At 44.2% G+C, this 25261-nt stretch carries 19 protein-coding genes and 1 tRNA gene; 17 read left to right on the top strand and 3 right to left on the bottom strand.

Translation table 11 applies throughout. The features are described from left to right. The first annotated feature begins 1 nt into the window (after window position 1). The 7 genes from MN199_RS03200 (at window position 2) to MN199_RS03170 (ending at window position 9517) form a co-directional block, all read left to right on the top strand. Window positions 2-409, top strand: a complete 408-nt coding sequence (locus MN199_RS03200; protein ID WP_335738388.1) for a hypothetical protein — start codon at window positions 2-4, stop codon at window positions 407-409. Window positions 410-487: 78 nt separating this feature from the next. Beyond that, window positions 488-1531 (top strand): phosphoribosylformylglycinamidine cyclo-ligase, encoded by a 1044-nt coding sequence (gene purM, locus MN199_RS03195; protein WP_335738387.1) that lies wholly within the window; start codon window positions 488-490, stop codon window positions 1529-1531. Window positions 1532-1539: 8 nt separating this feature from the next. Then, complete coding sequence (purN, locus tag MN199_RS03190; RefSeq protein ID WP_132582263.1) at window positions 1540-2187, top strand: phosphoribosylglycinamide formyltransferase; 648 nt, start codon at window positions 1540-1542, stop codon at window positions 2185-2187. Beyond that, window positions 2171-2920 carry a DUF3108 domain-containing protein gene (locus MN199_RS03185; protein ID WP_335738386.1) on the top strand — a complete coding sequence of 250 codons (750 nt, stop codon included), beginning with the start codon at window positions 2171-2173 and terminating at the stop codon, window positions 2918-2920. Before purN ends, MN199_RS03185 begins: the two co-directional genes overlap by 17 nt. A 240-nt stretch (window positions 2921-3160) precedes the next feature. Then, window positions 3161-5638 carry an acyl-CoA dehydrogenase FadE gene (gene fadE, locus MN199_RS03180; protein ID WP_335738385.1) on the top strand — a complete coding sequence of 826 codons (2478 nt, stop codon included), beginning with the start codon at window positions 3161-3163 and terminating at the stop codon, window positions 5636-5638. Between the two features lie 154 nt (window positions 5639-5792). Continuing rightward, window positions 5793-7595 (top strand): ABCB family ABC transporter ATP-binding protein/permease, encoded by a 1803-nt coding sequence (locus tag MN199_RS03175; protein WP_335738384.1) that lies wholly within the window; start codon window positions 5793-5795, stop codon window positions 7593-7595. An 83-nt stretch (window positions 7596-7678) separates the two neighbouring features. Further along, complete coding sequence (locus MN199_RS03170) at window positions 7679-9517, top strand: M2 family metallopeptidase (protein WP_335738383.1); 1839 nt, start codon at window positions 7679-7681, stop codon at window positions 9515-9517. 357 nt (window positions 9518-9874) lie between these two features. Here the strand turns inward: MN199_RS03170 and MN199_RS03165 are convergent, their stop codons facing one another. Then, a complete protein-coding gene (locus MN199_RS03165) occupies window positions 9875-10768 on the bottom strand; it encodes an MBL fold metallo-hydrolase (RefSeq protein ID WP_335738382.1) in 894 nt (297 codons plus the stop codon). Window positions 10769-10882: 114 nt separating this feature from the next. On the opposite strand from MN199_RS03165, the gene MN199_RS03160 reads away from it, so the two are divergent. The 5 genes from MN199_RS03160 to MN199_RS03140 all read left to right on the top strand — a co-directional run bounded on the left by MN199_RS03160 (window position 10883) and on the right by MN199_RS03140 (window position 17715). After that, window positions 10883-11638, top strand: coding sequence for a sulfite exporter TauE/SafE family protein (locus MN199_RS03160; RefSeq protein ID WP_132582253.1), 756 nt, complete (start codon window positions 10883-10885; stop codon window positions 11636-11638). 50 nt (window positions 11639-11688) lie between these two features. Beyond that, window positions 11689-12090 carry a rhodanese-like domain-containing protein gene (locus MN199_RS03155; protein WP_335738381.1) on the top strand — a complete coding sequence of 134 codons (402 nt, stop codon included), beginning with the start codon at window positions 11689-11691 and terminating at the stop codon, window positions 12088-12090. A 139-nt stretch (window positions 12091-12229) separates the two neighbouring features. Beyond that, window positions 12230-13441 (top strand): methyl-accepting chemotaxis protein, encoded by a 1212-nt coding sequence (locus MN199_RS03150; RefSeq protein ID WP_335738380.1) that lies wholly within the window; start codon window positions 12230-12232, stop codon window positions 13439-13441. 138 nt (window positions 13442-13579) lie between these two features. Next, window positions 13580-14656, top strand: coding sequence for an efflux RND transporter periplasmic adaptor subunit (locus MN199_RS03145; protein WP_335738379.1), 1077 nt, complete (start codon window positions 13580-13582; stop codon window positions 14654-14656). Beyond that, window positions 14653-17715, top strand: a complete 3063-nt coding sequence (locus tag MN199_RS03140) for an efflux RND transporter permease subunit (RefSeq protein ID WP_335738378.1) — start codon at window positions 14653-14655, stop codon at window positions 17713-17715. The genes MN199_RS03145 and MN199_RS03140 overlap by 4 nt, the downstream gene beginning before the upstream one ends. A gap of 20 nt (window positions 17716-17735) precedes the next feature. Here MN199_RS03140 and MN199_RS03135 read toward each other — a convergent pair whose 3' ends face one another. Further along, entirely contained in the window at window positions 17736-19742 is a 2007-nt protein-coding gene (locus tag MN199_RS03135) for an LTA synthase family protein (RefSeq protein ID WP_335738377.1), read from the bottom strand. Window positions 19743-19870: 128 nt separating this feature from the next. On the opposite strand from MN199_RS03135, the gene MN199_RS03130 reads away from it, so the two are divergent. The 5 genes from MN199_RS03130 (at window position 19871) to MN199_RS03110 (ending at window position 25134) form a co-directional block, all read left to right on the top strand. Next, window positions 19871-20575 (top strand): phosphatase PAP2 family protein, encoded by a 705-nt coding sequence (locus MN199_RS03130; protein WP_132582243.1) that lies wholly within the window; start codon window positions 19871-19873, stop codon window positions 20573-20575. 5 nt (window positions 20576-20580) lie between these two features. Further along, window positions 20581-21249 carry a response regulator transcription factor gene (locus MN199_RS03125; protein WP_335738376.1) on the top strand — a complete coding sequence of 223 codons (669 nt, stop codon included), beginning with the start codon at window positions 20581-20583 and terminating at the stop codon, window positions 21247-21249. Then, window positions 21239-22627 carry a histidine kinase dimerization/phospho-acceptor domain-containing protein gene (locus MN199_RS03120; RefSeq protein ID WP_335738375.1) on the top strand — a complete coding sequence of 463 codons (1389 nt, stop codon included), beginning with the start codon at window positions 21239-21241 and terminating at the stop codon, window positions 22625-22627. The genes MN199_RS03125 and MN199_RS03120 overlap by 11 nt, the downstream gene beginning before the upstream one ends. Before the next feature lie 73 nt (window positions 22628-22700). Beyond that, window positions 22701-24347, top strand: a complete 1647-nt coding sequence (locus tag MN199_RS03115) for a phosphoethanolamine transferase (RefSeq protein ID WP_335738374.1) — start codon at window positions 22701-22703, stop codon at window positions 24345-24347. 88 nt (window positions 24348-24435) lie between these two features. Further along, window positions 24436-25134, top strand: a complete 699-nt coding sequence (locus tag MN199_RS03110) for a substrate-binding periplasmic protein (RefSeq protein ID WP_132582235.1) — start codon at window positions 24436-24438, stop codon at window positions 25132-25134. Between the two features lie 41 nt (window positions 25135-25175). Here MN199_RS03110 and MN199_RS03105 read toward each other — a convergent pair. After that, a tRNA-Asp gene (locus MN199_RS03105) sits at window positions 25176-25252 on the bottom strand. Between the last annotated feature and the right edge of the window lie 9 nt (window positions 25253-25261).

The raw sequence follows: 25261 nt of genomic DNA, 5'->3' as shown, positions 1-25261 counted from the left end.
TATGCAACAACAAGAACTAAATAAACTAATGCACGATAGCGCCACCGACGCGGTGTCTTACGCCAAAGAACAACATAAAATAGCGCTAAATAACAGTATTGCTAGTTTAGAACAGCTAGACAACCTGATATCTGAACTGCATCAGCTAGAAAAACAACAACGCCACTCTACCGAACTCGTATTTACATTAAGCAATATTTTAGGCGCGTACGTTGGTGAAGTGTTTATTGCTAACGTTGGCGGACAGTGGCAGCACAATCAGACTGATACTGCTGCTCCCTTTATTTTTGTACAGTTTAATGATAAAGAATTCCCATTTGCATCAGTGTGTTACCATAAAATTACCCGTGATAACAGCATTAGCCTACATGACTATGTTAAGCAAGCAATGGCAAATGCTATGCAGTAAGGCTTTTGTCTGCGGCGTTAAACAGGTAAAATGCAGCCAATTTTAAGCCTTTCCACTTTCAGCCATTCGAGGATAGTCGTGAGCGAGCAGAAAACATCTTTAAGCTACAAAGACGCCGGTGTAGATATTGACGCCGGTAACGCGTTAGTTGAACGTATTAAAGGTGCCGTAAAACGCACGCGTCGACCAGAGGTTATGGGCGGATTAGGTGGTTTTGGCGCCCTATGCCAGATCCCTGCCGGCTATAAAGAGCCGGTATTAGTATCTGGTACTGACGGTGTGGGTACAAAATTACGTTTAGCCATGGATCTAAAACGCCATGACGGTGTCGGCATTGACTTAGTAGCTATGTGCGTAAACGACTTAGTGGTACAAGGTGCCGAGCCATTATTTTTCTTAGATTATTACGCTACCGGTAAGCTAGACGTTGATACCGCGTCAGCAGTAGTGCACGGTATAGCCGAAGGTTGTGTGCAAGCAGGTTGTGCACTGGTAGGTGGCGAAACCGCAGAAATGCCGGGCATGTACCACGGTGAAGACTACGATATCGCCGGTTTTTGCGTTGGTGTAGTAGAAAAAGCCAACATCATTGATGGCAGCAAAGTACAACCGGGTGATCAACTCATTGCATTAGCTTCATCCGGCCCGCACTCAAACGGTTTCTCTTTAGTACGTAAAGTATTAGAAGTAAGTGGCCAAAACCCAGACAGCATGTTGGAAGGTAAATCTATTGCCGACCACCTACTAGAACCAACCCGCATTTATGTAAAAAATCTGCTTAATTTATTTAAGCGCGTCCCTGTACATGCGCTATGTCATATTACCGGCGGTGGTTTCTGGGAAAATATTCCTCGCGTTCTGCCTGATAATGCAAAAGCTGTTATTGATGGTAAAAGCTGGCAGTGGCCGGCAATATTTAACTGGTTACAGCAGCAAGGCAATATTAGTCGCCATGAGATGTACCGCACTTTTAACTGTGGTGTAGGCATGCTTATTGTGCTGCCAAAAGAACAATTAAATACGGCACTGGATTTTCTTAAAGCTGCGGGCGAAACGGCATGGCACTTAGGCGAAATTCAGGCAGCGGGTCAAAGCGACGAACAGGTTATCATTAACGAATAAGGCCGGTGATGAAATCTATTGTTGTATTGATTTCCGGTAGTGGCTCTAACTTGCAGGCGATTATAGATGCCTGCAATAGTGGCGCCATACCGGGCAAAGTTAACGCTGTTATTGCGAATAAAGCTGATGCTTATGGCTTAGTTCGGGCCAGCGAAGCTGGCATTAGCACTCAGGTATTAAGCCATAAAGCGTACCAAGACCGCGATAGCTACGATTTAGCTTTAATTGACGCTATTGATCAGTATCAACCGGACTTAGTGGTACTAGCTGGTTTTATGCGCATACTAACACCTGCGTTTGTGCAGCATTACTCTGGGCGTTTACTGAATATTCATCCCTCTTTACTTCCTAAATATCAGGGGCTTAACACCTACCAACGGGCAATTGATGCCAAAGATACTGAACACGGTTGTAGTGTACATTTTGTTACCGAACAACTTGATGGTGGCCCCGTTATTTTGCAAGCTAAGGTACCGCTGTTTAGTGATGACGATGTAGCCTCGTTAGCTGAACGCGTGCACGAGCAAGAGCATCAAATCTATCCGCTGGTAGTGCGCTGGTTTTGCCAAAATCGTTTACAACAGCGGGCAGATCAGGCATGGTTAGATGGTAATGTATTAGCTGCCAATGGTTATGCGAATGATGATGAAGACTAAATGGCGTTTATATACGTCTTTTATTATGTTAACCGCGCTGTTCTCAAGCGCAACTTATGCCGACACCACACCATTAACCAGCTTTGAAGCTGACTATATTGTTTATCGTGCGGGTAAAAGTCACGGCACAGCACACCGATATCTAACCCATACCGAACAAGGTTATGAACTAGGTTATAGCAGCGACATCAGCTGGATGATTTTCTCTGATAAACGCCAAGAAACCTCTAATTTTATTATCGAAAATGGAAGTATTAAGCCGCTGCGCTATACCATGCAGCGCTCAGGTACTGGCCCGAATAGATATTATGAACTTAACCTAAACCCAGAAACCAAAGTGGTAACAGAAGGTAAGGCGCGTAAAACAAAAGCAATAAAATGGCAAGAAGACTGGCTAGACCCAATAAGTTATCAGCTGCAATTGGTATTAGATTTAAAAGCAGGTAAAACTGAGTTTCACTACAACGTGCTTAATCGCAGTGGTAATAGCAAAACATACCACTACAAAGTAGTAGCGGAAGAAATGCTAGCACTGCCCTATGGTAATACTAAAACCTTACGTATTGTGCGTACAGAGCAGAACAGCAACAAACAAATTTATGCATGGGTCGCACCTGAACTCGATTATATGTTAGTAAGATTATGGAGCGGTGAAGACAATGTTGAACAGTTCGATGTTCAGCTACACAAGTTAGCGTTAACGCCAACCATGCAAACTAACGACGCACCATAACAGCGTAATACTGCTCGATTTAGTACATAACCGCCTTTTTGAACGGCGGTTATGTTTAAATTCTATCCCCTATCTGTAACTATTTTGTCAGCTATTCTAAGCCAAAGGTCTATGCTGTAACGTATAAACGCTATCTGGCTTTGCCATCACTTTGTTTAACTCTGCGTTTGAAGCTTGCAACTTTTGCTAAAGCGTTCTACTCTAGCAGCACAGTGGTCTGACCTCTAATTGGAGCAATAAATGGAAATACTAATATTCTGGATCGTGCTTATAAGCACCTTAGCGGTATTGGCTTATAGCCGTGCCAGCCTAACTATGTTTACGGCAGCAGTTACTGTTGTCTTAGCTATTGCCACAGCGCTACATATTGTCGGCACGTTAAGCTGGATAATATTCTTAATAGTGGCATTACCGCTCAATATCGCCTCAGTGCGCCAGCAGTCTTTAACTAAACCGTTATTAAAGCTGTATCGCAAAATTATGCCAGAAATGTCCACTACCGAAAAAGAAGCAATTGATGCAGGTACCACTTGGTGGGAAGCTGATTTATTTCGCGGCAATCCGGATTGGCATAAATTACATAACATTCCTGCACCACGCTTAAGCACTGAGGAACAAGCCTTCCTTGATGGCCCAGTTGAAGAGCTGCTAGCTATGGTTGATGACTGGCATATTACTCATGAGCGTGCCGATTTAACACCAGAAGTGTATCAATACTTAAAAGATCACGGCTTCTTTGCCATGATCATTAAAAAGCAATATGGCGGTTTAGAATTTTCCGCTTATGCCCAGTCTTGTGTATTACAAAAGTTAACCAGCAAAAGCATGGTGTTATCAAGCATCGTTGGCGTACCTAACTCGTTAGGCCCAGGTGAGCTATTACAACACTATGGTACTGACGAACAAAAAGCGCATTACCTGCCTCGCTTAGCCAAAGGTATAGAAGTGCCCTGCTTTGCCCTAACCAGCCCAGAAGCAGGTTCAGATGCGGGTGCTATTCCCGATACCGGTATTATTTGTAAAGGTGAGTGGGAAGGCCAAGAAGTTATTGGTATGCGCCTAACCTGGGACAAGCGTTATATCACCTTAGCACCTATTGCCACCGTATTAGGTTTGGCGTTTAAACTGTACGATCCTGAAGGCCTAATTGGCGATAACAAAGACTTAGGCATTACCTGTGCGCTGATCCCTGTAACCACGCCAGGGGTTAAAATTGGCCGTCGCCATTTCCCGCTAAACGTGCCATTTCAAAACGGTCCTACTCAGGGTAAAGATATCTTTGTCCCACTAGATTACATTATTGGTGGTGTAAGTATGGCTGGCCAAGGCTGGCGTATGCTAGTTGAGTGTTTATCAGTTGGTCGTGCTATTACATTACCGTCAAACAGTACTGGCGGCATTAAAGCTGTCGCTATGGCAACGGGTGCTTATGCGCGTATTCGCCGCCAATTCAGATTACCTATCGGTAAAATGGAAGGCGTAGAAGAAGCCATGGCTCGCGTAGGTGGTTATGCTTATATGGCTGATGCGTCAACGACTATGTCGGTTGGTGCTATCGACCTAGGCGAAAAACCATCGGTTATTTCTGCCATTACTAAATACCATATGACTGAACGCATGCGCCAAGCCATTACTGATGCCATGGATATTCATGGTGGTAAGGGTATTTGTATGGGGCCAAATAACTATTTAGCCCGCGGTTATCAGGGTGCGCCAGTAGCCATTACGGTAGAAGGTGCCAATATTTTAACCCGTAATATGATTATTTATGGTCAAGGTGCTATTCGTTGTCATCCTTATGTACTGGCAGAACTACAAGCCGCACAAATAGACGACGAGCGCGCAGCCGTAACCGCGTTTGATAAAGCGCTATTTGGCCATATTGGTTTTGCTATTAGTAATTTCTTCCGTACTTTCTGGTTATCGTTAACTGGCGGTATCTTTAGTAACGCGCCCTACAACGATGCTACAGCAAAGTACTACCGTCAAATGAACCGCTTTAGTGCATCTCTTGCGCTAATGTCTGATGTTGCCATGGGCACTCTAGGTGGTGATTTAAAACGCCGTGAACGTATATCAGCACGTTTAGGCGATATTTTAAGTATGCTGTATTTAACCTCAGCCATACTGAAACGCTATAACGATGAAGGTCGTAAAGTGGATGATTTACCACTAGTACAGTGGGGCTGTGAAGACAATATGGCCAAAGCTCAGTTAGCAATGGACGAGTTATTTAATAACTTCCCGAACCGCATTGTAGGGGTTGTCTTAAAGCGCATCGTGTTTCCGTGGGGCCGCACCTTACGTAAAGCGTCGGATATTACCGAGCACAAAGTTGCCCGTATTATGCAAACACCCAGTGATTCACGTTCACGCTTAGGTCACTATCTGTATCTAAAAAACGAGCCATTAAATCAGTTAGGTATGATGGAGCAAGCGTTAAAAGATATTCTTCTTGCTGAACCCATCTTTGACAAAGTAAGCCATGCTGCGAAAAAGCGCCTACCGTTTTATCGCTTAAACGAAGTAGCCGATTTAGGCTTAGAGTTAAAGGTAATTACCGAAGCGGAAGCTAACCAGCTGCGTATAGCAGAAAAAGGTCGGTTATTTGCCATTAACGTTGATGACTTTGACTCTGAGTATATTGCTGCCGATAAAACCCTGCCGCAACAAGGCCCAGGTGCATTAGCCAAAGATAAAAAAGAGCACGCCGCTTAATTAGGCGCTCTAGCTAAACTTAGAAAAACGCCGGTTTAATCGCCGGCGTTTTTATTTCTAACGTAGTAATAAGTATTTATGCAGAGTTTAAGTTGCAGGTTAGCGCTGATACAGCGTACCTTTGCAGCTAAGCTTTGTTAACAAGGAAAATGTCATGCGCGGCATGCGCTCTGCAGCAAAACAACCTGAACCCACTAAGCGCAATGACGCCACTAACTTAAAGCAAACACTGGCAATGCTGTGGCCGTATTTGTGGCAATTTAAATACCGGGTATTACTGGCACTGCTTGCATTAATCGCCGCTAAGGCAGCCACGCTATTAATGCCACTGGCGCTTAAATACATTATTGATGCCCTTGATGGCAACCGGCACCAACTACTTATGGTACCTGTTGTGCTATTGCTGTTATACGGCGGTTTGCGCTTTGCAGGGGTATTTTTAGGTGAGGTACGTGACGCCTTATTCGGCCGAGTTACCGAGCACGCCATGCGCCAGCTTGGCTTGCGGGTATTTCAACATCTACATAGCTTAGAATTAGCTTTTCATTTAGACCGGCAAACCGGTGGCATTAGCCGTGATATTGAACGCGGCACTAATGGCCTAAGTTTTTTAATGCGCTTTTTAATGTTTAATATCGTGCCTACGCTGTTTGAAATAGTGGCGGTTACGGTTATTTTTGCCACCCTGTTCTCGCCGTTATATTCACTAATTACCCTCATAGCGGTATCTGTTTATATCTTTTTTACTGTGGTTATTACTGAGTGGCGCAATAAATATACCCGCGAGGCTAATCAGGCCGACAACACCACTAACAGCCGCGCCATTGATAGCTTGTTAAACTATGAAACGGTAAAGTATTTTAATAATGAGCAGTACGAAGCACAAACCTACGACAGTTTTTTAGCCAAATGGGAACAAGCAAGGCTGAAAAATCGCCTTAGCCTATTGGCGTTAAACTCGGGGCAAGCCTTTATTATTGCTGGCGCTATTACATTATTAATGTGGTTGGCATCTACTGAGGTAGTCAATAAGCAACTGACACTGGGCGATCTGGTAATGGTAAATGCGTATATGATCCAGCTATTTCTACCGTTAAACTTTCTTGGCTTTGTCTATCGTGAGATTCGTCGTGCACTAACCGATTTAGAAAATATGCTTGGCTTATTCAAACGCAAACCGTTAATTAGCGACACCGCTGACGCTCAACTATTACAGCTTACACAAGGCGAAATTAGTTTTAACCAAGTAAGTTTTAATTACCAACAACAGCGACCAATTCTGCAACAGCTAAGTTTCACTATACCCGCCGGCAGTAAGGTGGCGATAGTTGGCGCCAGCGGTGCCGGTAAAAGCACTATAGCTAGGTTGTTATACCGGTTTTATAATCTCAATAGCGGTAACATAACCATAGATGGCCAAGACATCAGTCAAGTCACGCTAGACAGTCTGCGCCGCTCTATTGCCATAGTACCGCAAGATACTGTGCTATTTAATAGCAGTATTCGCGACAATATTCGTTATGGCCGCCCCGATGCCAGTGAGGCTGACATTGATCACGCCATTAGCCTTGCTTATCTAACTGATTTTATTACTAGTTTGCCTCAAGGCGATGCTACTTTAGTTGGCGAGCGAGGTTTAAAAGTGTCGGGCGGCGAAAAACAACGCATAGCTATTGCCCGCGCCATACTCAAACGCTCGCCAATACTCATATTTGATGAAGCGACGTCGGCGTTAGACTCTAGCTCTGAGCAAGCTATATTAAAAGCCATGCGCGAAGTGGCACGAAATCACACCAGCCTTGTTATTGCTCATCGATTATCTACTATTACCGATGCTGATAATATTATTGTGTTAAAGCATGGCCAGCTTGCCGAGCAAGGTAGTCACGACAGCTTGCTCGCTGCCGGCGGCGAATACGCCCGGATGTGGCAATTGCAGCAAAAACAACAAAACTAACGCGCCCTTGCGCTGGCATTATGTGCTAGCGCCTGTTTATACTGGACGTGCTCAAAATCATAACAACAGGCAAAGGTTATTTTATGAAGACATTTAAACTCTCGGCTACCGCGTTTCTGGTTGGCTCAGCCCTGCTACTTAGCGCTTGTGGCCCAGAACAACAAGCAAACACGCAGGTACAGGCCGAGCAAACAGCGCTAACTGAAGCCAATGCAGTCGACTTCCTTGCACAAACAGAAAAAAAGCTAGAGCAGCTAGGCTTAGAAGCCAATCGTGCGGAATGGATTTACTCTAACTTTATTACCGAAGATACCGCGTCATTAGCTGCAGATGTTAACGAAAAGCTGACCATCGAAATGGTAAACCTAGCGACAGCAGCAGCTAAATTTGATCAGGTTAAATTATCAGATGTAAATCGCCGTAAGCTGGATAAACTTAAACTGGCTCTTACTTTACCGGCACCACAAGATGCCGCCAAAACTGCCGAAATGGCGAAAATCGTCGCCGAGCTAGGTGGCATTTATGGCAAAGGCAAATACTGCAAAGCTGATGGTAACTGTTTATCGCTAGGTGACATGTCAACCATCATGGCTAGCAGCCGCAACTACGATGAGCAGCTAGAAATGTGGCAAGCATGGCGTGAAGTAAGCAAGCCAATGCGCCCACTGTATCAACGTTTAATTGAGCTAACCAACGAAGGTGCTAAAGAACTAGGCTATGCCGATACCGGCGCTATGTGGCGGTCAAAATACGATATGCCGGCGGACGATTTTGCCAAAGAGCTTGACCGAGTATGGGGTCAAGTAAAGCCGCTGTATGAAGCATTGCATTGTCATGTACGCAGTAAATTAGCCGAGCAATATGGTGCCGACAAAGTGCCGCAAGACAAGCCAATTCCAGCACACTTATTAGGCAATATGTGGGCGCAAAGCTGGGGTAACATCTATGACTTGGTTGCACCTAAAGACGCTGATCCAGGGTATGACGTTACCGAATTACTAGCAAAACATAACTACGATGAAATAAAAATGGTTAAAGGTGCCGAAGGTTTCTTTACCTCATTAGGTTTTAACCCGCTACCGGAGAGCTTTTATCAGCGTTCGTTATTTGTTAAACCACGTGATCGTGACGTAGAGTGCCACGCCTCAGCTTGGGATCTGGATGCGAAAGATGATTTACGCATTAAAATGTGTATTCAACGCACCGGTGAAGACTTCTCTGTTATACACCACGAACTTGGTCACAATTTTTATCAACGCGCCTATAAAGATCAGTCGGTCTATTTTCAAGAAAGCGCTAATGATGGTTTCCATGAAGCTATCGGCGATACCATCGCATTGTCAGTAACACCCGGCTATTTAAAGCAAATTGGCTTATTAGACAAAGTGCCCGACGAGTCGAAAGATCTGGGGTTACTAATGAAAATGGCGCTAGACAAAATTGCCTTTGTGCCCTTTGGTTTAATGGTAGATCAATGGCGCTGGCAAGTATTTAACGGCGAAATTACACCGGATCACTATAACGAAGCTTGGTGGCAGCTACGCGAAAAATACCAAGGTATATCAGCACCAGTGGCTCGTACTGAAGCTGACTTTGACCCAGGTGCTAAATACCACGTACCAGGTAATGTGCCCTATACCCGTTATTTCTTAGCCCATATCTTACAGTTTCAGTTTCATAAGGCACTGTGTGATATTGCCGGTAACGAAGGTGCGGTGCATCGCTGCTCAATTTACAACAGCAAAGCAGCCGGCGCTAAGTTAAATGAAATGCTAGAAATGGGTTCAAGCGAAAGCTGGCAACAAGCGCTGCAAGTGGTTACCGGCAAACCAGAAATGGATGCTTCCACTATGTTAGATTATTTTGCTCCGTTACAAGCTTATTTAGACCAGCAGAATAAAGGTAAACAATGCGGTTGGTAACGTATTTGTGCCGTATTTAATATTCGCTTACATTTTGGTGCTGGGTAAAAACGATACTCAGCGCTAAGATTGAGCTACATCAAAACAACACAGCGTTTATTGAAGTATATTGCTTGGTATGCGCTAAGATGTTTTTTTGCCGGCCGGTCAGAAACCCCAACCTTCTGACTGGCCTTTTTTATTATTAAATACCTAGGCCACGGCTTAATGCTGATCATTTATGCGAGAACGGCTTTGCTCTAAGCCAACCGCTGAAGGCATGGATGCCTGAAACGAGCCCCCATGGATGGGTTTACGGCGTGTTGGTGTGAGCAAACCGGTTCGTTGATATTACTGACTGACCAGCATAGGCCACGGCTAGGCTTTAATCGTAAGCGGAACTTTGATATAGCTAACGCCGTTAGCTTCGGCTTTTGGCAGCTGCCCCGCACGAATATTAACTTGTACTGCAGGGTAAATTAATCGTGGTACGGAAAGTGTTTTGTCTCGGGTTTCACGCTTTTGCACAAACTCTTGCTCTGCTGTATCAGCTCTAACGTGAATATTCTCTGCTTTTTGCTCAGCTACGCTAGTACGATAACGTAATTCACGACCGCCAGGTTGGTAATCATGACACATATAAATTGCGGTAGTATCTGGCAACTGGTAAATACGCTGAATCGATTTAAATAATACGTGGGCATCGCCACCTGGGAAATCGCAACGCGCAGTGCCAGAATCAGGCATAAATAATGAGTCTCCAACAAACAAATGACCGGCAATTAAATAGCTAACACTGTCATTGGTATGGCCTGGCGTATTCAGCACTTTTGCGGTGATGCTGCCTACTTTAAAGGTCTCATTGTCGGCAAATAACTTATCAAAGTAGTCCCCCTTTGCTAACAGCTCATCGTCGCCTAAATTAAAAACCAGCTTAAAGGTTTGCTGCACCTGTTTAATTCCTTCGCCAATACAGATTGGCGCACCGGTTTTTTGTTTTAAATAATGCGCAGCAGACAGATGATCGGCATGGGCGTGCGTTTCTAAGATTAAATCTATACTCAGTTGTTGTTTTGCTACATAAGCCAATATGGTATCAGCTTGTTTAGTGGCTACAGTACCCGCTGCGGCATCATAATCTAACACAGGGTCAATAATCACCGCACGCTTGGTGCTGATGTCGGCAACAACATAACTAAAGGTTGAGCTCTCTTTGTCAAAAAACATTTCAACCTGAACAGTATTTTCAGTATCTGCCTGATCAGCAACCATAAAAGCCTCGTAAATTAGAACTTACTAAATTTCAATTGCAGCATAGCGAAAAGCAGTCTAAGATGCAATTTCGCTATAAGCATATTTCGTTTTGTTATATAAGGTAAATGTACCATGCTAGCTTTACTTGGCGCAATTGTCATTGGTTTAAGCCTTGGCTTATTCGGCTCTGGCGGTTCTATCCTTACCGTACCGGTATTATTATATTTATTACATATGCCTCCGCAGTTGGCTATAGCCTCGTCGTTGCTTATTGTCGCTGGCATTAGTTTATTTGGTTCAGTACGTAATGGCTTACAGGGTTTAATCAGTTGGCGCCATGTTTTATGGTTTGGTATTCCTGGTATGCTTGGCACCTATGGTGGCGCTTGGCTTGGCACATTAGTAGATACGCGTTGGCAGTTATTGGTGTTTTCGCTACTGATGTTAGTTGCTGCGGCAATGATGTGGCGCAACAGCAGTAAAAATATAGCGAATAGCGAAACCAAAACCTTTAAACCAGCTAAAATTGTGTTCGACGGCTTAGTGGTCGGTGTTATTACTGGCTTTGTTGGTGTGGGTGGCGGCTTTTTAATTGTACCCGCGTTGGTTTTAATGGGCGGCCTAAGCATGCCAGTGGGTATTGCGACCAGTTTAGTTATTATTGCCATGAAGTCTTTTGTTGGCTTTGGCAAATATTTTATGGTGATGAGCGAGCAAGGCATCAGCTTTGACTGGCAAACTATTGGTTTAATGATTATCGCCGGTATTGTCGGCAGCTTTATTGGTGCGGCCGTAGGTAAAAAACTACCTAAACAGCGGTTACAAAAAGCTTTTGCAGTATTTTTAGTCATTATGGCCGCGATAGTTATTTATCAGTCGGTTTTATAATTCTCAATTATACAATACGCCATTTTGTTATAGCTAAACAGGAGCAACAAATGAAAACAGCACAACAGTTAGTAGCTGAAGCCAAAACAGCGATTAAAGAAGTAAGTATTCAAGACTTGGCCAATGCATTACAAAAAGATGCTGAAGCCATATTAATTGATGTGCGCGAGCCAGCTGAATACGTGCAACAGCATATTATTGGTGCGGTAAACTACCCGCGTGGTGTGCTAGAAATGAATATTCATAACCACCCCAAAGTGGCCGCTAGCGGTTGCGAACCACAAATGGCATTAACGCAATTAGCCAGTAACCCGATGTATATTATTTGCCGCTCTGGCGCGCGCTCAACTTTAGCGACAGAATCGCTACAACGTATGGGCTTTAGCCAAGTCTACTCAGTAGTTGGCGGCATGCAGGCGTGGCTAGATGCAGGTTTAGCGGTAAAACAATAATTTAAGCGCGAAGAATGGATACTCGGCTATTTAATTTGCAGTTGTGGCAGATCAATATCCGTTAACATAACAAGGTCGCAGCGTGTTTGCGGCTATGTTATGCTCAAATTCATACTCTACTAGTAGGATTTGCGAATTTATGGCTGGTTTTACGTCTCTTTACCTGTTTATTGAACGCACCTTCTTTGGCAGCTTAAACCGAAAAATAATTGGCAATATTAGTTTTTTAGCCATGTTTTTTTTGCTTGCGCTCTATCTTGCCTACCCTGTAAGCGGCGCAACTACGCAATGGTGGTTGCTGTTAATCCTTGGTATTGGCGCCTTTGTCTTTACCATTGGTTACATGCATTACTTATTTGTGCGTCCGGTAAAAGCATTGGTATCAGCACTACAGGATACTAACCGTAAAGGCACAGACTTACAGCATCGGCTACCCGCCTTTACCTTTGACGAATTTCGCACCTTGTCAGAAGAATATAACCAGTTTGTTTCACAACTGGGTGTACTACTTGGCGATATTCATCAACAAGCACATGAAACCCATCAGGTTAATGAACAAGTATCGGTGGCGGTAAAAAGTACCCGTAGTCATTTACAAGATACCGAGCAGCGCAGTGGCCAAATTCGTGGCGAAAGCGATCGAGTTTTACAGTATTTAGCCAATATAGTGCAACATGGCGACCAAGTAGGTCAGGTATCTAATTTAGCAGTAGATAAAGCCAGCGCAGCGAGCGGCCAAATGCAGCAAGTAACACGTCAGCTTTCTGGTATTGTTAAACTGCTGGATAGCTTTGGTGCGACGATAAACGGCTTGCACAAAAACTCTGAAAACGTACGACAAATACTGGTGATGGTAGAAACGTTTTCCGATCAAACTAACCTATTAGCCCTTAATGCGGCAATTGAAGCGGCGCGAGCTGGCGATGCTGGCCGTGGTTTTGCTGTAGTAGCCGACGAAGTGCGTACACTGGCCGCCAAAGTAAATGATGCCACCAAGCAAATATCTGGCTTTTTAAACGAGATGGAACAATTGGTTGGCGAAACACGCAGCGAATCGCACAGTTTAAACCAGCAGGCACAACAGGCGCAGCAACAAATAGACAGCACCAGTGCGGAGTTTAGTCAGCTACGTGATGAGTTACAGCAAGCGAAAAGTGGTATTCAAAGTATTAACCAAACGGTTAATGAATTAGAACAACATTACCAGCAAACCCATCAGCACTTGTCAGCCATCGAACAAGTGACCAGCGATGCCTATAAGCAAATGTCAGCGATAGATAATGCCGCTAAAGATTTACTTACCGGCACAGCGCATACCCAACAGCAACTGGGCCGTTTCGCCAGACACTAAAACTATGGCTAATATCAGCGTCAGTGCCTGATATTGGCCATATTTACTTACAGTTATCAGGTTGCTGATCCGCACCACTACCAGTATATTTCATACTGTTTATTCTCGTATTCGTGTGTCACCGCCAAGGATTATCTGATGTTAAAAAAGCTATCTCTTTCACCGGTTATTATTGCTGTGATATTAAGCTTTGTGCTGCTGCTTTGGCTATTTAGCGGCGATAACTACGGCGCAAAAAATGAGGCGCCCGAAGCGCAGAAACTGCCGCAACAGCAGTTAGCTCTGGTTGAAACGCGGTGGTCAGATGCTCAGCCTTATCAAGCAACACAGGTAGCACAGGGGCAAATATTACCTTGGCGCAGTGTCAGTATTAAATCGCAGCAAGCAGGCACAGTAGAGGCAGTATTAAAACAACAAGGCGATGCCGTAAAACAAGGCGACAAATTACTGCAATTATCGAATGAAGGCCGCAGCGCTTTGCTGGCACAAGCCAAAGCAAACTTAACCCTACGTAATAGCGAATTAGACAGCGCTAAAGCCTTAGGTAAAGCCAAGTTTTTATCAGCAACCGAACTAACTCGACTGCAAAGCGAGCAAGCCAAAGCCCAAGCTGAGCTTATTACTGCTGAACTCGCTATTAGCCAACGTTCGCCCGAAGCGCCGTTTAACGGTATTGTTGACCGCAGGCATATTGAAGTAGGCGATTTGGTGCAAGTAGGTAGCGAATTAATGCAGCTAGTGCAAATTGATCAGCTAAAAGTAACAGCACAAATTGCGCAGCAAGATATAGCAGCGCTGTCGGTAGGGCAAAACGTAACCCTACGTTTGCTCGACGGTAGAACACTAAATGGCACCCTTAGTTTTATTAGCTATGCCGCTGATAACGCCACCCGCAGCTTTTATATTGAAGTAACGGTTAATAACCCAGAGCTACTGCGCATTGCTGGTGTTAGCGTCACAGTAGAAGTCCAGCTTGGCGACATAGCAGCGCATCGAATATCTCCGGCGTTACTCAGTTTAAATGCCAGCGGCCAATTAGGCATTTCTGCTGTTAATGAGCAACAACAGGTAAAATTTTATTCAGTTACATTACTAAGTGCTGATAACGATGGTGCTTGGGTTAGCGGCCTGCCACAACGGGTACAAATTATTACCCAAGGTGCCGGTTTTGTGCAGCCAGGTAGCACCGTGCGTGTTGCTGGAGCCAAACCATGAGCAGCATTATTCAAGCGGCTATTCAGCGCAGCCGTGCCAGCATAATGTTACTAATATTTCTGTTTATTGCTGGCATCAGTGCTTATCAATCTATCCCCAAAGAAGCTAACCCCGACGTTGCTATTCCAATGATGTATGTCTCCATGTCATTAGATGGTATTAGCCCAGAAGATGGCGAGCGTTTATTAGTTCGGCCAATGGAGCACGAACTACGCTCGTTAGAAGGTATTAAAAAGATGACTTCAACCTCAAGCGAAGGCCATGCGTCCGTTATGCTTGAATTTGATGCCGGTTTTGATGCCGATAAAGCGCTAGCAGATGTGCGGGTAAAGGTAGATGCTGCACGGGCAAAGCTGCCAAGTGAGGCGGAAGAGCCAACTGTAAACGAAATTAACGTCGGCTTATTTCCGGTATTATCGGTGGGTTTATCAGGGCCAATTTCTGAGCAACAATTGGTATTTATTGCTCGGCAATTGCAGGAAAATATTGAAGCCATACCTGAAGTATTAGAAGTAGACATTGGCGGTGACCGCGAAGACTTACTTGAGATTGTCGTCGACCCGCAAGCATTAGAAGGCTACGGCCTTGATTACCAGCAATTATTTCGTTTGGTATCAAACAATAACCGTTTGGTGGCTGCTGGCAGCTTAGATAACGGAGCGGGTCGTATGGCAATGAAAGTACCAGGCGTTATTGAAAATTTAGATGACGTACTGTCAATGCCTATTAAAGTAGACGGCGATACCGTTATTACCTTTGCCGATGTTGCAACCATTAGCCGCAGCTTTAAAGACCCTCAGGGCTTTGCCCGCATTAATGGCCAGCCCGCCGTGGTGTTAGAAGTCAAAAAACGCAGTGGCGCCAATATTATTTCCACTATCGAACAAACTAAAGCCCTCATTGAGCAAGCCAGCAGCCTGTTTCCCAGCGGCATGCAAGTTGACTACATTATGGACCAGTCTAAAGAAGTAGAAAACATGCTGTCAGATTTACTGAACAACGTGTTAACTGCAGTAGTACTGGTACTCATTTTAATTATCGCCACCATGGGTGTGCGTTCAGCGGTGTTGGTAGGTATTACTATTCCAGGTGCGTTCTTTGCCGGTATTTTAATGATTGCTGCGCTGGGCTACACCATGAATATTATCGTATTATTTGCGCTAATTTTAGTTGCAGGCATGCTAGTTGACGGCGCTATTGTCGTAAGTGAACTGGCTGACCGTAATTTAGCTGAAGGGCAAAAACCGAAACAAGCGTGGGCTAATGCAGCTAGCCGTATGGCTTGGCCCATTATTGCCTCAACCGCCACCACCGTAGTGGTATTTATGCCGTTGTTATTCTGGCCGGGTGTCGTCGGTCAGTTTATGAAGTACTTACCGGCTACCGTTATTTTGTGCTTAATTGCCTCGCTATTTATGGCACTTATTTTTCTACCTGTGATGGGTGGCTTAAGTAAGGCGCAACCACCTCAACATCAAGTAGAGCAGAGTCGAGCAGGTAAAGCGTATCGCGGCTTATTAAGCCGTTTGCTACGCCGTCCTGGGCTTACCTTTACCGGTTTACTGGTAGCGATGGCATTAATTTTTGTTGCCTATGGTAAATATAACTATGGCGTAGAGTTCTTCCCTTCAGTAGAGCCAGAATCAGCCCAAGTATGGGTGCGCGCCCGCGGTGATATGTCTATTTATGAAAAAGACGCCCTGCTAAAAAAAGTAGAGCAGCGTCTGCTGGGTTTATCTGAAGTAAAAGCACTCTACGCTCGCTCATTAGCCAGTAGCAGTGGCGGCGAACTGGCCGCTGACGTGGTTGGCACATTACAGTTTCAGTTTATTGACTGGCACGAACGGCGAAAAGCGGCGCAGATCCTAAATGAAATGCGCACTCTTACCGCCGACATTCCGGGCGTAATACTCGAGTTTCGCCAGCAACAAGAAGGGCCATCAGGAGGCAAACCGATTGAGCTACAAGTTAGCAGCTTAGACCCTGCGGCTACCGAACGGGTTGTTAGTGAGCTCACCAGTAAGATGGCGCAATTGGGCGGCTTTGTTGATATTGAAGACGACCGCAGCTTACCCGGCATTGAATGGCGATTAGAGGTTGACCGCGCCGCTGCAGCCCGTTTTGGTGCCGATGTGTTAAGCGTGGGTAATGCAGTACAAATGGTGAGTAACGGCTTATTGCTGGCAAAATTTCGCCCGGAATATGCCAGAGACGAAGTGGATATTCGGGTACGTTTTCCCCAAAGCTGGCGCTCACTCGATCAACTTGGCCGTTTAACTATTCAAACACCGCGTGGCTTAGTACCGCTAAGTAATTTTGTTACCTTAGTCCCAGCACCAAAAACCAGTGTGGTTAAACGTATCGATGGTAATCGTGCCGTAACCATCAAAGCGGATTTAGCACCGGGTGCACAAGTTACTGAGCGCTTAAAAGCCTTACTAGCCAGTGATATGAAGGTGCCCGATAATGTGCATATAAAAACAGCTGGCGAAAGTGCCGATCAGCAAGAATCTATGGTGTTTCTACTTGGCGCTTTTGCCACTGCTATTTTTATGATGTTGATGATTTTATTAGTGCAGTTTAATAGCTGGTATCAAACAATATTAATTTTATCAGCCATTGTTTTCTCTACTGCCGGCGTGTTACTGGGCTTACTGATTAATGGCCAAAGCTTCGGTATTGTTATGGTGGGTATGGGCATTATTGGCCTAGCCGGTATAGTGGTAAATAATAATATTGTGCTTATTGATACCTATAACCAGCTGCGTGGCACCGGCTTATCTGCGGTGAATGCCGCGCTTGAAACCGGCTGCCTGCGTTTACGCCCAGTATTACTAACTTCGATTACCACGGTGCTAGGTTTACTGCCAATGGTGTTAGCAGTAAACGTTAACCTATTAGAGCCAAGCCTTGGCTTTGGTGCACCGTCTACCCAGTGGTGGACACAGCTATCCAGCGCTATTGCCGGAGGCTTAACCTTTGCTACTGTATTAACGCTGTTTTTAACGCCATGCATGCTAGTGCTAGGTGAAAAGCTACTAAAGCGCGGTGTTAACTAAGTAACAACTTACCCCTAAGGCTAGTTAGCCGTAGGGGTATTTTCCGCAATAACGATACTTTCTTTTTTATTAACAAGTGGCTTAGCACTGCGATATAGCTGCTGCCGGTATAAAAACGACGGCAGTAATACTTGAGCTAAGGTTTTGTTATGCTGCGCGTCACTAACCGGCTGAGCAGTAGCCGTTAAGCGCTTTGTTATTGGGTCATAACTCGCTGCAATTGGCGTTTTTTCTGGGCGCAGTATGGTTAAGTTGTTTTCTTCCATCAGCGCAAAGTACTGATCAAACTGCAACAATGCGCGCCCGGGGCTTGTATCGTCTTTGCTAAAGTCACGACCAATTAGGGGTGTTTCTGCTGATATACCCAAAAGTGAAAGTAATGTTGGCGCCAAATCAATTTGGCTGGCAACTGGCGTTATACGTTTAGGCGTAATACCCGCACCTAAAATTAAACCTGGAATATGAAACTTTTCTACCGGCACTAAATTACTGCCGTACACGCGATTATCATGGTCTGCAACAATCAAAAACACCGTATCCTGCCAGTAAGCGGATTGTTTCGCCTGTGCAATAAACTGCCCCATCGCATAATCGGCATATTTAACCGCGTTATTAACGGTATTTTTTGGTTGTTCGTACAAACTAATACGGCCATCAGGAAACTCAAAGGGTTCATGATTTGACGAGCTAAACACTAAACTGAAAAATACTTGGCCTTGCTGGTGCATTTTTGTAAAGTGTTGATGCGCGGCGCGAAATAAATCTTCATCACTGGCGCCCCAACTACCAACAAATACTGGGTTATCAATTTTTTGCTGGTCAATAACTTCAGCAAAGCCATTACCGGTAAAAAATGAACGCATATTATCAAAATGAGCTTCGCCACCATAAACAAAGCTAGTCTGGTAGCCCTGCTCTGACAACGTAGAGGCAAGCGTATAAAAATTCTGCTGCGCTAACGATAATTTCACCACGCTTTGGGCTGGGGTTGGCATAAAGCCACTAATTACCGCCTCAATGCCACGCACCGAACGTGTGCCGGTAGCGTACAAGTTTTCAAACCACCACCCCTCCGATTTTAACTGTTCAAGCTCTGGCGTTACTGGTACACCACCTAACGACTTAACAAAGGTAGCACCTAAACTTTCCTCTAAAATAATCACCAAATTTAGCGGTCGCGTTGGCGCTGTACTTGCCTGACGAAAATGCGAGGTAGGATGCTGACGATCAAACTCTGCTTGCTTTAGCCATGGCCAGTCTAGCGCTAACGTTAGCATTTGTTTTTGCTCTAGCTTGCCGTATATTTCACTAGCGCTAGCTTCATGCTTTAAGCTGTATATGGCATACAGCACCGAGTAAGGCGAACTGATCACCAACGAATTAACCAGTGCATCACCGGTAACGGCAAATAAAGCTGGATTGGCAGGTCGGTGCTCGGTACTTGAACGCACCATGGCAAACACCACAAACACCACTAATGGCCAACTAAGCCATAAGGTTTTGTTGTTATAAGGTGCGACACTACGTTTAGCGTTAAGTAATACTTTATTTGCTAGCCAGAGTAATAGTGCAGTAACCGCAATACCCGCTAGCAACATAGTTCTAAAACCATGCCATAACGTACTAAATACTTCTTTAGGATATTTTAAATACTCAATATATAAGCGGTTAGGACGAATATCGTATTGCAGAATAAATTGCGGTGTAGATATTTCGATAAAAATTACAGTCAGTAAGCCAAGTAAGGCCCAAATATGGCAAAAGCTACGCCAGCTAACAAAGCTTGCGGCTCTGCCCCAAACTGGCGCTAACAGCACCGGTATAACTAACCACAAGCCCACTAGAATAAGGTCGGCTCGCACACCTTGTAGCAACAGTGGCCATATTGCGCCGGTTGCACTAACTCGGTCAAACTGCCAAATAAACAAGCCAACTCGACTAAAAGTTAACAGTAATACCATCAGTAACAGCATGATAAACAACTGATAATAGGGGCCCAACACACGCGTTAATATTGTTTTGGTCACAGTAATAAATACTTCAGTATAGTTTTTTTTAATATACTAAAAACTTTTACTTAAGCCCATCTTAAGATTACTGATTTACACTATTTTAATACTGTGCACACATAATAACTGCCTGAGTTTATACCATTATGGTAATTCGATCTTTTATCACTGACCGCAAGGTACTGTTAATTTTGTTGCTATATATTTTAGCCTTGTTGCTACTAGATAGTGGCGGTGGCGATATTTGGTTAGCTAACAAACTTTACATCTTGCAAGGGCAGCACTGGGCATTGCAACATCACTGGTTAACCGAAAATGTATTGCATAGAGGTGCGCGTAAACTTAACTATATATTTTGTGCGGTGGTGCTGCTATTAACGCTGTACCACCTTATCAATCGCGTGCCGAGTAATACAAAAACCGTACGTAGTTATATCGCACTAAGCTTGTCGCTTATCGGCTCATTCGCTTTAGTCGCTTATCTAAAAGCCATTACCAATATTGCTTGTCCGTGGGATTTGGCACTGTTCGGTGGCACCGAACCCTATATCCACTTATTTCAGCACCGCCCGAATTATCTTTCATACCAGCAGTGCTTTCCGGCTGGCCATGCCAGTGTAGGCTATGCTTGGGTTGCATTATTTTTCTTTTTTCAGCAACAACTACCGCGTTGGCGCTATTTAGGTTTAGCGGTAGGCTTAGTGTTCGGCTTAATATTAGGTATAGCTCAGCAGTTACGCGGCGCGCATTTTTTATCACACGACATCACTACGTTTATCCTGTGTTTGCTTTGCGCTAAGCTGTGCTTTAAGCTAGTTTGCAGTACACCCAGTGCGGTAATAGGCAAATAACACTAATGCGAATTTTATTGGTTGAAGATGATATAGCCTTAGCCAAGGGCATGATAACCAGTTTAAAGCATATGGGTTATCAACCAGAACATTGTATCAATGGTAAACAAGCATTGCTGGCCCTTGCAGACAGTAACTTTTCGTTGCTAATTTTAGACTTAGGCTTGCCAGATGGTTTTGCGATAGACGTATTAAAAACGCTGCGCAAAGCTGGACATACTTTGCCAGTATTGGTGCTAACCGCGCAAGACGAAGTGGAAACTAAACTAGCCGCGTTTAACAATGGCGCTGATGACTACGTAGTAAAGCCGGTTGATGTGTTAGAGCTAGAGGCACGAATTAGAGTATTAAGCCGCCGTAACGCGGTGCGCCGAGATGATTTATTAACTGTCGCGGATGTCAGTTTAGACCTTGGCAATTTACAATGTTTACACCGCGGCCAGCATGTTATGTTAACCCGGCGCGAATGTATGTTACTAAAAGATTTTATGCTGCAACCAGACCGAATATTATCTCGCAGGCAGTTAGAAGAGCTATGCCATGGCTGGGATGGTGAAACTGAAAGTAATGCTATAGAAGTGCATATTCATAGTTTGCGCAAAAAGTTAGACCCGCAACTAATAAAAACCATCCGAGGTGTTGGTTACATGCTTAATAGTCATTATGCAGATTAATAGTATTAAAGTTTGGCTAATTATTGTTATTAATCTAATTATGATTAGTAGTCTTAGCTTCACCGCGTTGGTGTCCTATAACGACGCTATGCATGAACTGGATGAAATTTATGATGCTCAGCTAGCGCGCAACGCAAGATTAGTCAGCACCATGTTAACTGCAATGCCTGAGTTTTCAACTGACACGCCACTGATTATTACCGTACCCGAATTTACCGATACCGGTGAGAACCTAACCTCAGCGCAAGAGCGGCGTCAAACCGGCCATAAATATGAACGTAAAATTGCGTTTCAAGTATGGCAAGCTGACCGGCTTATTATGGCATCAGAAAACGTATCGCAGTTTCCCGAACCGCAAACGGAGCAAGGCTACCACGAACTGGTTGAGCAAGGCGTTCATTGGATTAGCTTTAGTTTGTTACAGCAACCCGATTTATGGGTATTTACCGCTCAACGTGAAGATGTGCGCCAAGAAATGAGCGAACATATTGCATTGGCGCAAATTAGACCAATATTGGTGATGATTCTGCCGCTGAGCGTTCTTATCTATCTTGTGGTTAAGCTGATACTTTATCCGTTAAATCGCTTACAACAAAGCGTAGCCGAAAAGCACGCCGAAAAGCTTACTGAAATTACATTAAAGCAGCCGGTAGAACTGCAACCGATCCAACACGCTATCAACCAACTTATCGCACGCGTTAAACACTACATACAACAGGAAAAACATTTTGTTGCTGACGCCGCACACGAGCTAAGAACGCCGCTAAGCATCTTGCAGCTACACGCACAAAATTTGCAAAACGCGGCAACACCTGAGCAGATCACTGAAGCAGCTAGCGCTATTGTCGATGGTAGCAAACGCATGACTCATCTAGTACACCAATTATTAACACTTAGCCGATTAGAACGGATACAAGACATTCATCGCGCGACCACACCACTAATAACATTAGTGCAAGATGCGTTATCACAAATGCGGCTACCGTTACTGGAAAAAGTAAGTTGGCATATTGATATTAAACCCGAGTTAGTCATTAGCGGCGACACCATACTGCTGCAATCGGCACTGCGTAATCTATTTGATAATGCGAGCAAATATTCTGAACACAATGCCAGCGTAGCAATATCAGCAAACATAGCGCTAGCCAACATTTTAGCTATTACCGTAAAAAACCCCTGCTCAGTAGCACCTGATTTACAGAACATGGGCAATCGTTTTTTCCGCCACCAAAGCCATCAACATATCGATGGTTCAGGCCTTGGGCTATCTATTGTAAAACGTATTATGGAGTTGCATGGTGGCAGTATAGCCTTTGATACTTCACACCAGAGCGAAGTCAGTATTATGCTGCGTCTGCCTATTACGCTCTGTAGTTAGTTACTGAGTTAAGACCCTCTTAAGAAACCGCTTTTACACTACATATATTACAGGTTTTATATGCAGTGATCCCATGTCAGCAGATACGCTATCAGTAACAACCGCCCCGGCTCGGCCATATAAGAGGCCAGTAGTATCATCGTTATTAACTAATATCGCTGTTGCTGCGTTACTCACTCTGGCTTTTAATCAAAGCTTTATACACAGCATTTGGCCACTAGGTGATAGCTCGCTCACATTAGTATTGGTAAGCCTACTGTTTTTATTAAATCTATTCATTTGCCAATTATTTGGCGTTGGTCGATTACAAAAAACTTGGCTAATCGGCTTACTCTTACTTTCCACTGGCTGCCAGTATTTTATGCTGCAATACGGCATGTTAATGGATAAAAGCATGTTACTAAATGCCTTAGAAACCGATAGCCATGAAGCCTACGGTTTATTTAACTGGGCAATGCTGCCTTATTTTACCGGTTATTTTGTTCTCCCCTCTTTACTCATTATCTGGACTAAGCACCACAAAGTCGGGTCTAAACGCACAGTGCTGCGCTACAGTCTGGCAATGTTAAGTATTGTCGCAATGATTGCTGTTTTAGTAATAACGCAGTATCAAAGCTTTTCTTCATTATTTAGAGAGCACCGTTACCTTAAGCATCAAGCCGTACCCTTTAATATCCTTAATGCGGTTATTGGCACTCTTCATGATAAAACAGCAGTACCAACCAGCCAAAGCTTCGTACACCATGGCGAAGATGCGCAAGTTATTCTCGGCACCGGTAAACCACAGCTAGTTATTATGGTGTTAGGCGAAACAGTACGGGCAGATCATCTAGGCATTAACGGCTACTCACGCAGCACTACACCACGTATTGCTAAACAAAACATTGTCAATTTCGGCGCTATTGATTCCTGCGGTACAGCCACCGCCGTATCTGTGCCTTGTATGTTTAGTTATCTTAACCGCGAAAACTATAACGAAGCATTGGCAAAAAACTCAGACAACTTACTCGACATTCTAAAACGTAGCGGCGTAAAGGTAATGTGGCGTAACAACAATTCCGGCTGCAAAAGCATGTGTGACCGGGTAGAGCAAGATCAAAGCTTTGCCCGTGATGCAAACTGTACGGCTGGCGAATGCTCTGATTTGGTGTTGTTAAATGGCTTAAAACAGAAGTTACTAGCGGAAAAATCAGCGGCTACCCCGATATTTATTGTTCTGCATCAGCAAGGCAACCATGGCCCAGAATACTATAAACGCAGTACAGCAACGCAAAAGCAATTTGCACCTGAATGCGAAAGCAACCTACTGAATCAGTGCCAAACCGAGCATATTATTAATGCGTACGACAATGCCATTTTAGCTACCGATGACTTACTAAACGCCACTATTGAGCTACTAAAAGAGCTTTCAACTGAGTTTGATACATCTATGCTGTATGTTTCAGATCACGGAGAATCGCTTGGTGAGAACGGTGTTTACTTACACGGCTTACCCTACTGGATGGCACCAGAAGCGCAAACTAAGGTACCGTTACTAATGTGGTTTTCAGCTGAAACAATTAAAAACACGGCGCTAAAAACAGATTGCCTACAACAAAATGCGGCACAAGCAGGCAGCCACGATATGGTATTTGACTCAGTACTTAGCTGGTTGCGCATAGAATCTGGTGCAATAAGACCGACGCAGAATATTTTTCATGGTTGTTATAGTACCGCTTAACATATATTAGACAAAAATTATGCAGAACCGTTGTCAATTGGCAACGGTAAGCTACTATGCTTAATATCTCACAGTATGATAAATAGCTATGCGCATAACACTGATATTACTACTATTACTCGCAAGCTTTACTACTATTGCGGCAGATAATGAAATTCGTATGGGTGTTCATCATTTCCCGCCTTATTTTATTAGCGCTTCAGCCGCTATTTGCAACGGTAGTGCAGTTGACTTAACCCGAGATATTTTACAAAACAAAAATATACAAGTTACTACTGTGTGCGCTACTCCTGCGCGGCTTTATAAAATGCTAGAAACTGGTGAAATAGATTTAACCATCAATATTAAATATACGTTAGCGTTACCGGAAAACGTAAGCTTTATCGAACCACCCTACGCAAGAATGAACTTAGTTTTACTGACACAGGCTGTATCTGTTATGCGTGAGCCACAGCCAACGATAGCGGCAATTCGTAGCTTTGATTACCACGGTCAACGACAAATATTGCAGAATCAGGGGTATAACTTTATTGACTTGCCCGATAGCATTAGCGCTGTAGAAATGTTCTTAAAAGGGCGCAGCAGTGCGCTAATTACCTACGAGGCACCCTTTAATTATTATTTACAGCAACATAATTTAGCATCGACTAAACATTATAAACGTCAATTATTAGAGACTATTAATGGCCACTATGTAGTATCAGACCACTCGCCATATAAAGCCTATATTAGCGAAACTCTGCAACGCTACGCGAGTGACAGACAGCTAAGCTATCTAGCTGATTAAATAGTTTTTAATATTAGAAAAGTGAGTAAAACAAAGTGAAATGGCGGAGCGGACGGGACTCGAACCCGCGACCCCCGGCGTGACAGGCCGGTATTCTAACCGACTGAACTACCACTCCGCTGTACAC

The sequence above is a fragment of the Rheinheimera metallidurans genome (genome assembly GCF_036983985.1).
In the GTDB taxonomy this organism is placed as follows: domain Bacteria; phylum Pseudomonadota; class Gammaproteobacteria; order Enterobacterales; family Alteromonadaceae; genus Alishewanella; species Alishewanella metallidurans.
This window is presented reverse-complemented; position numbering and strand designations above follow the sequence as displayed.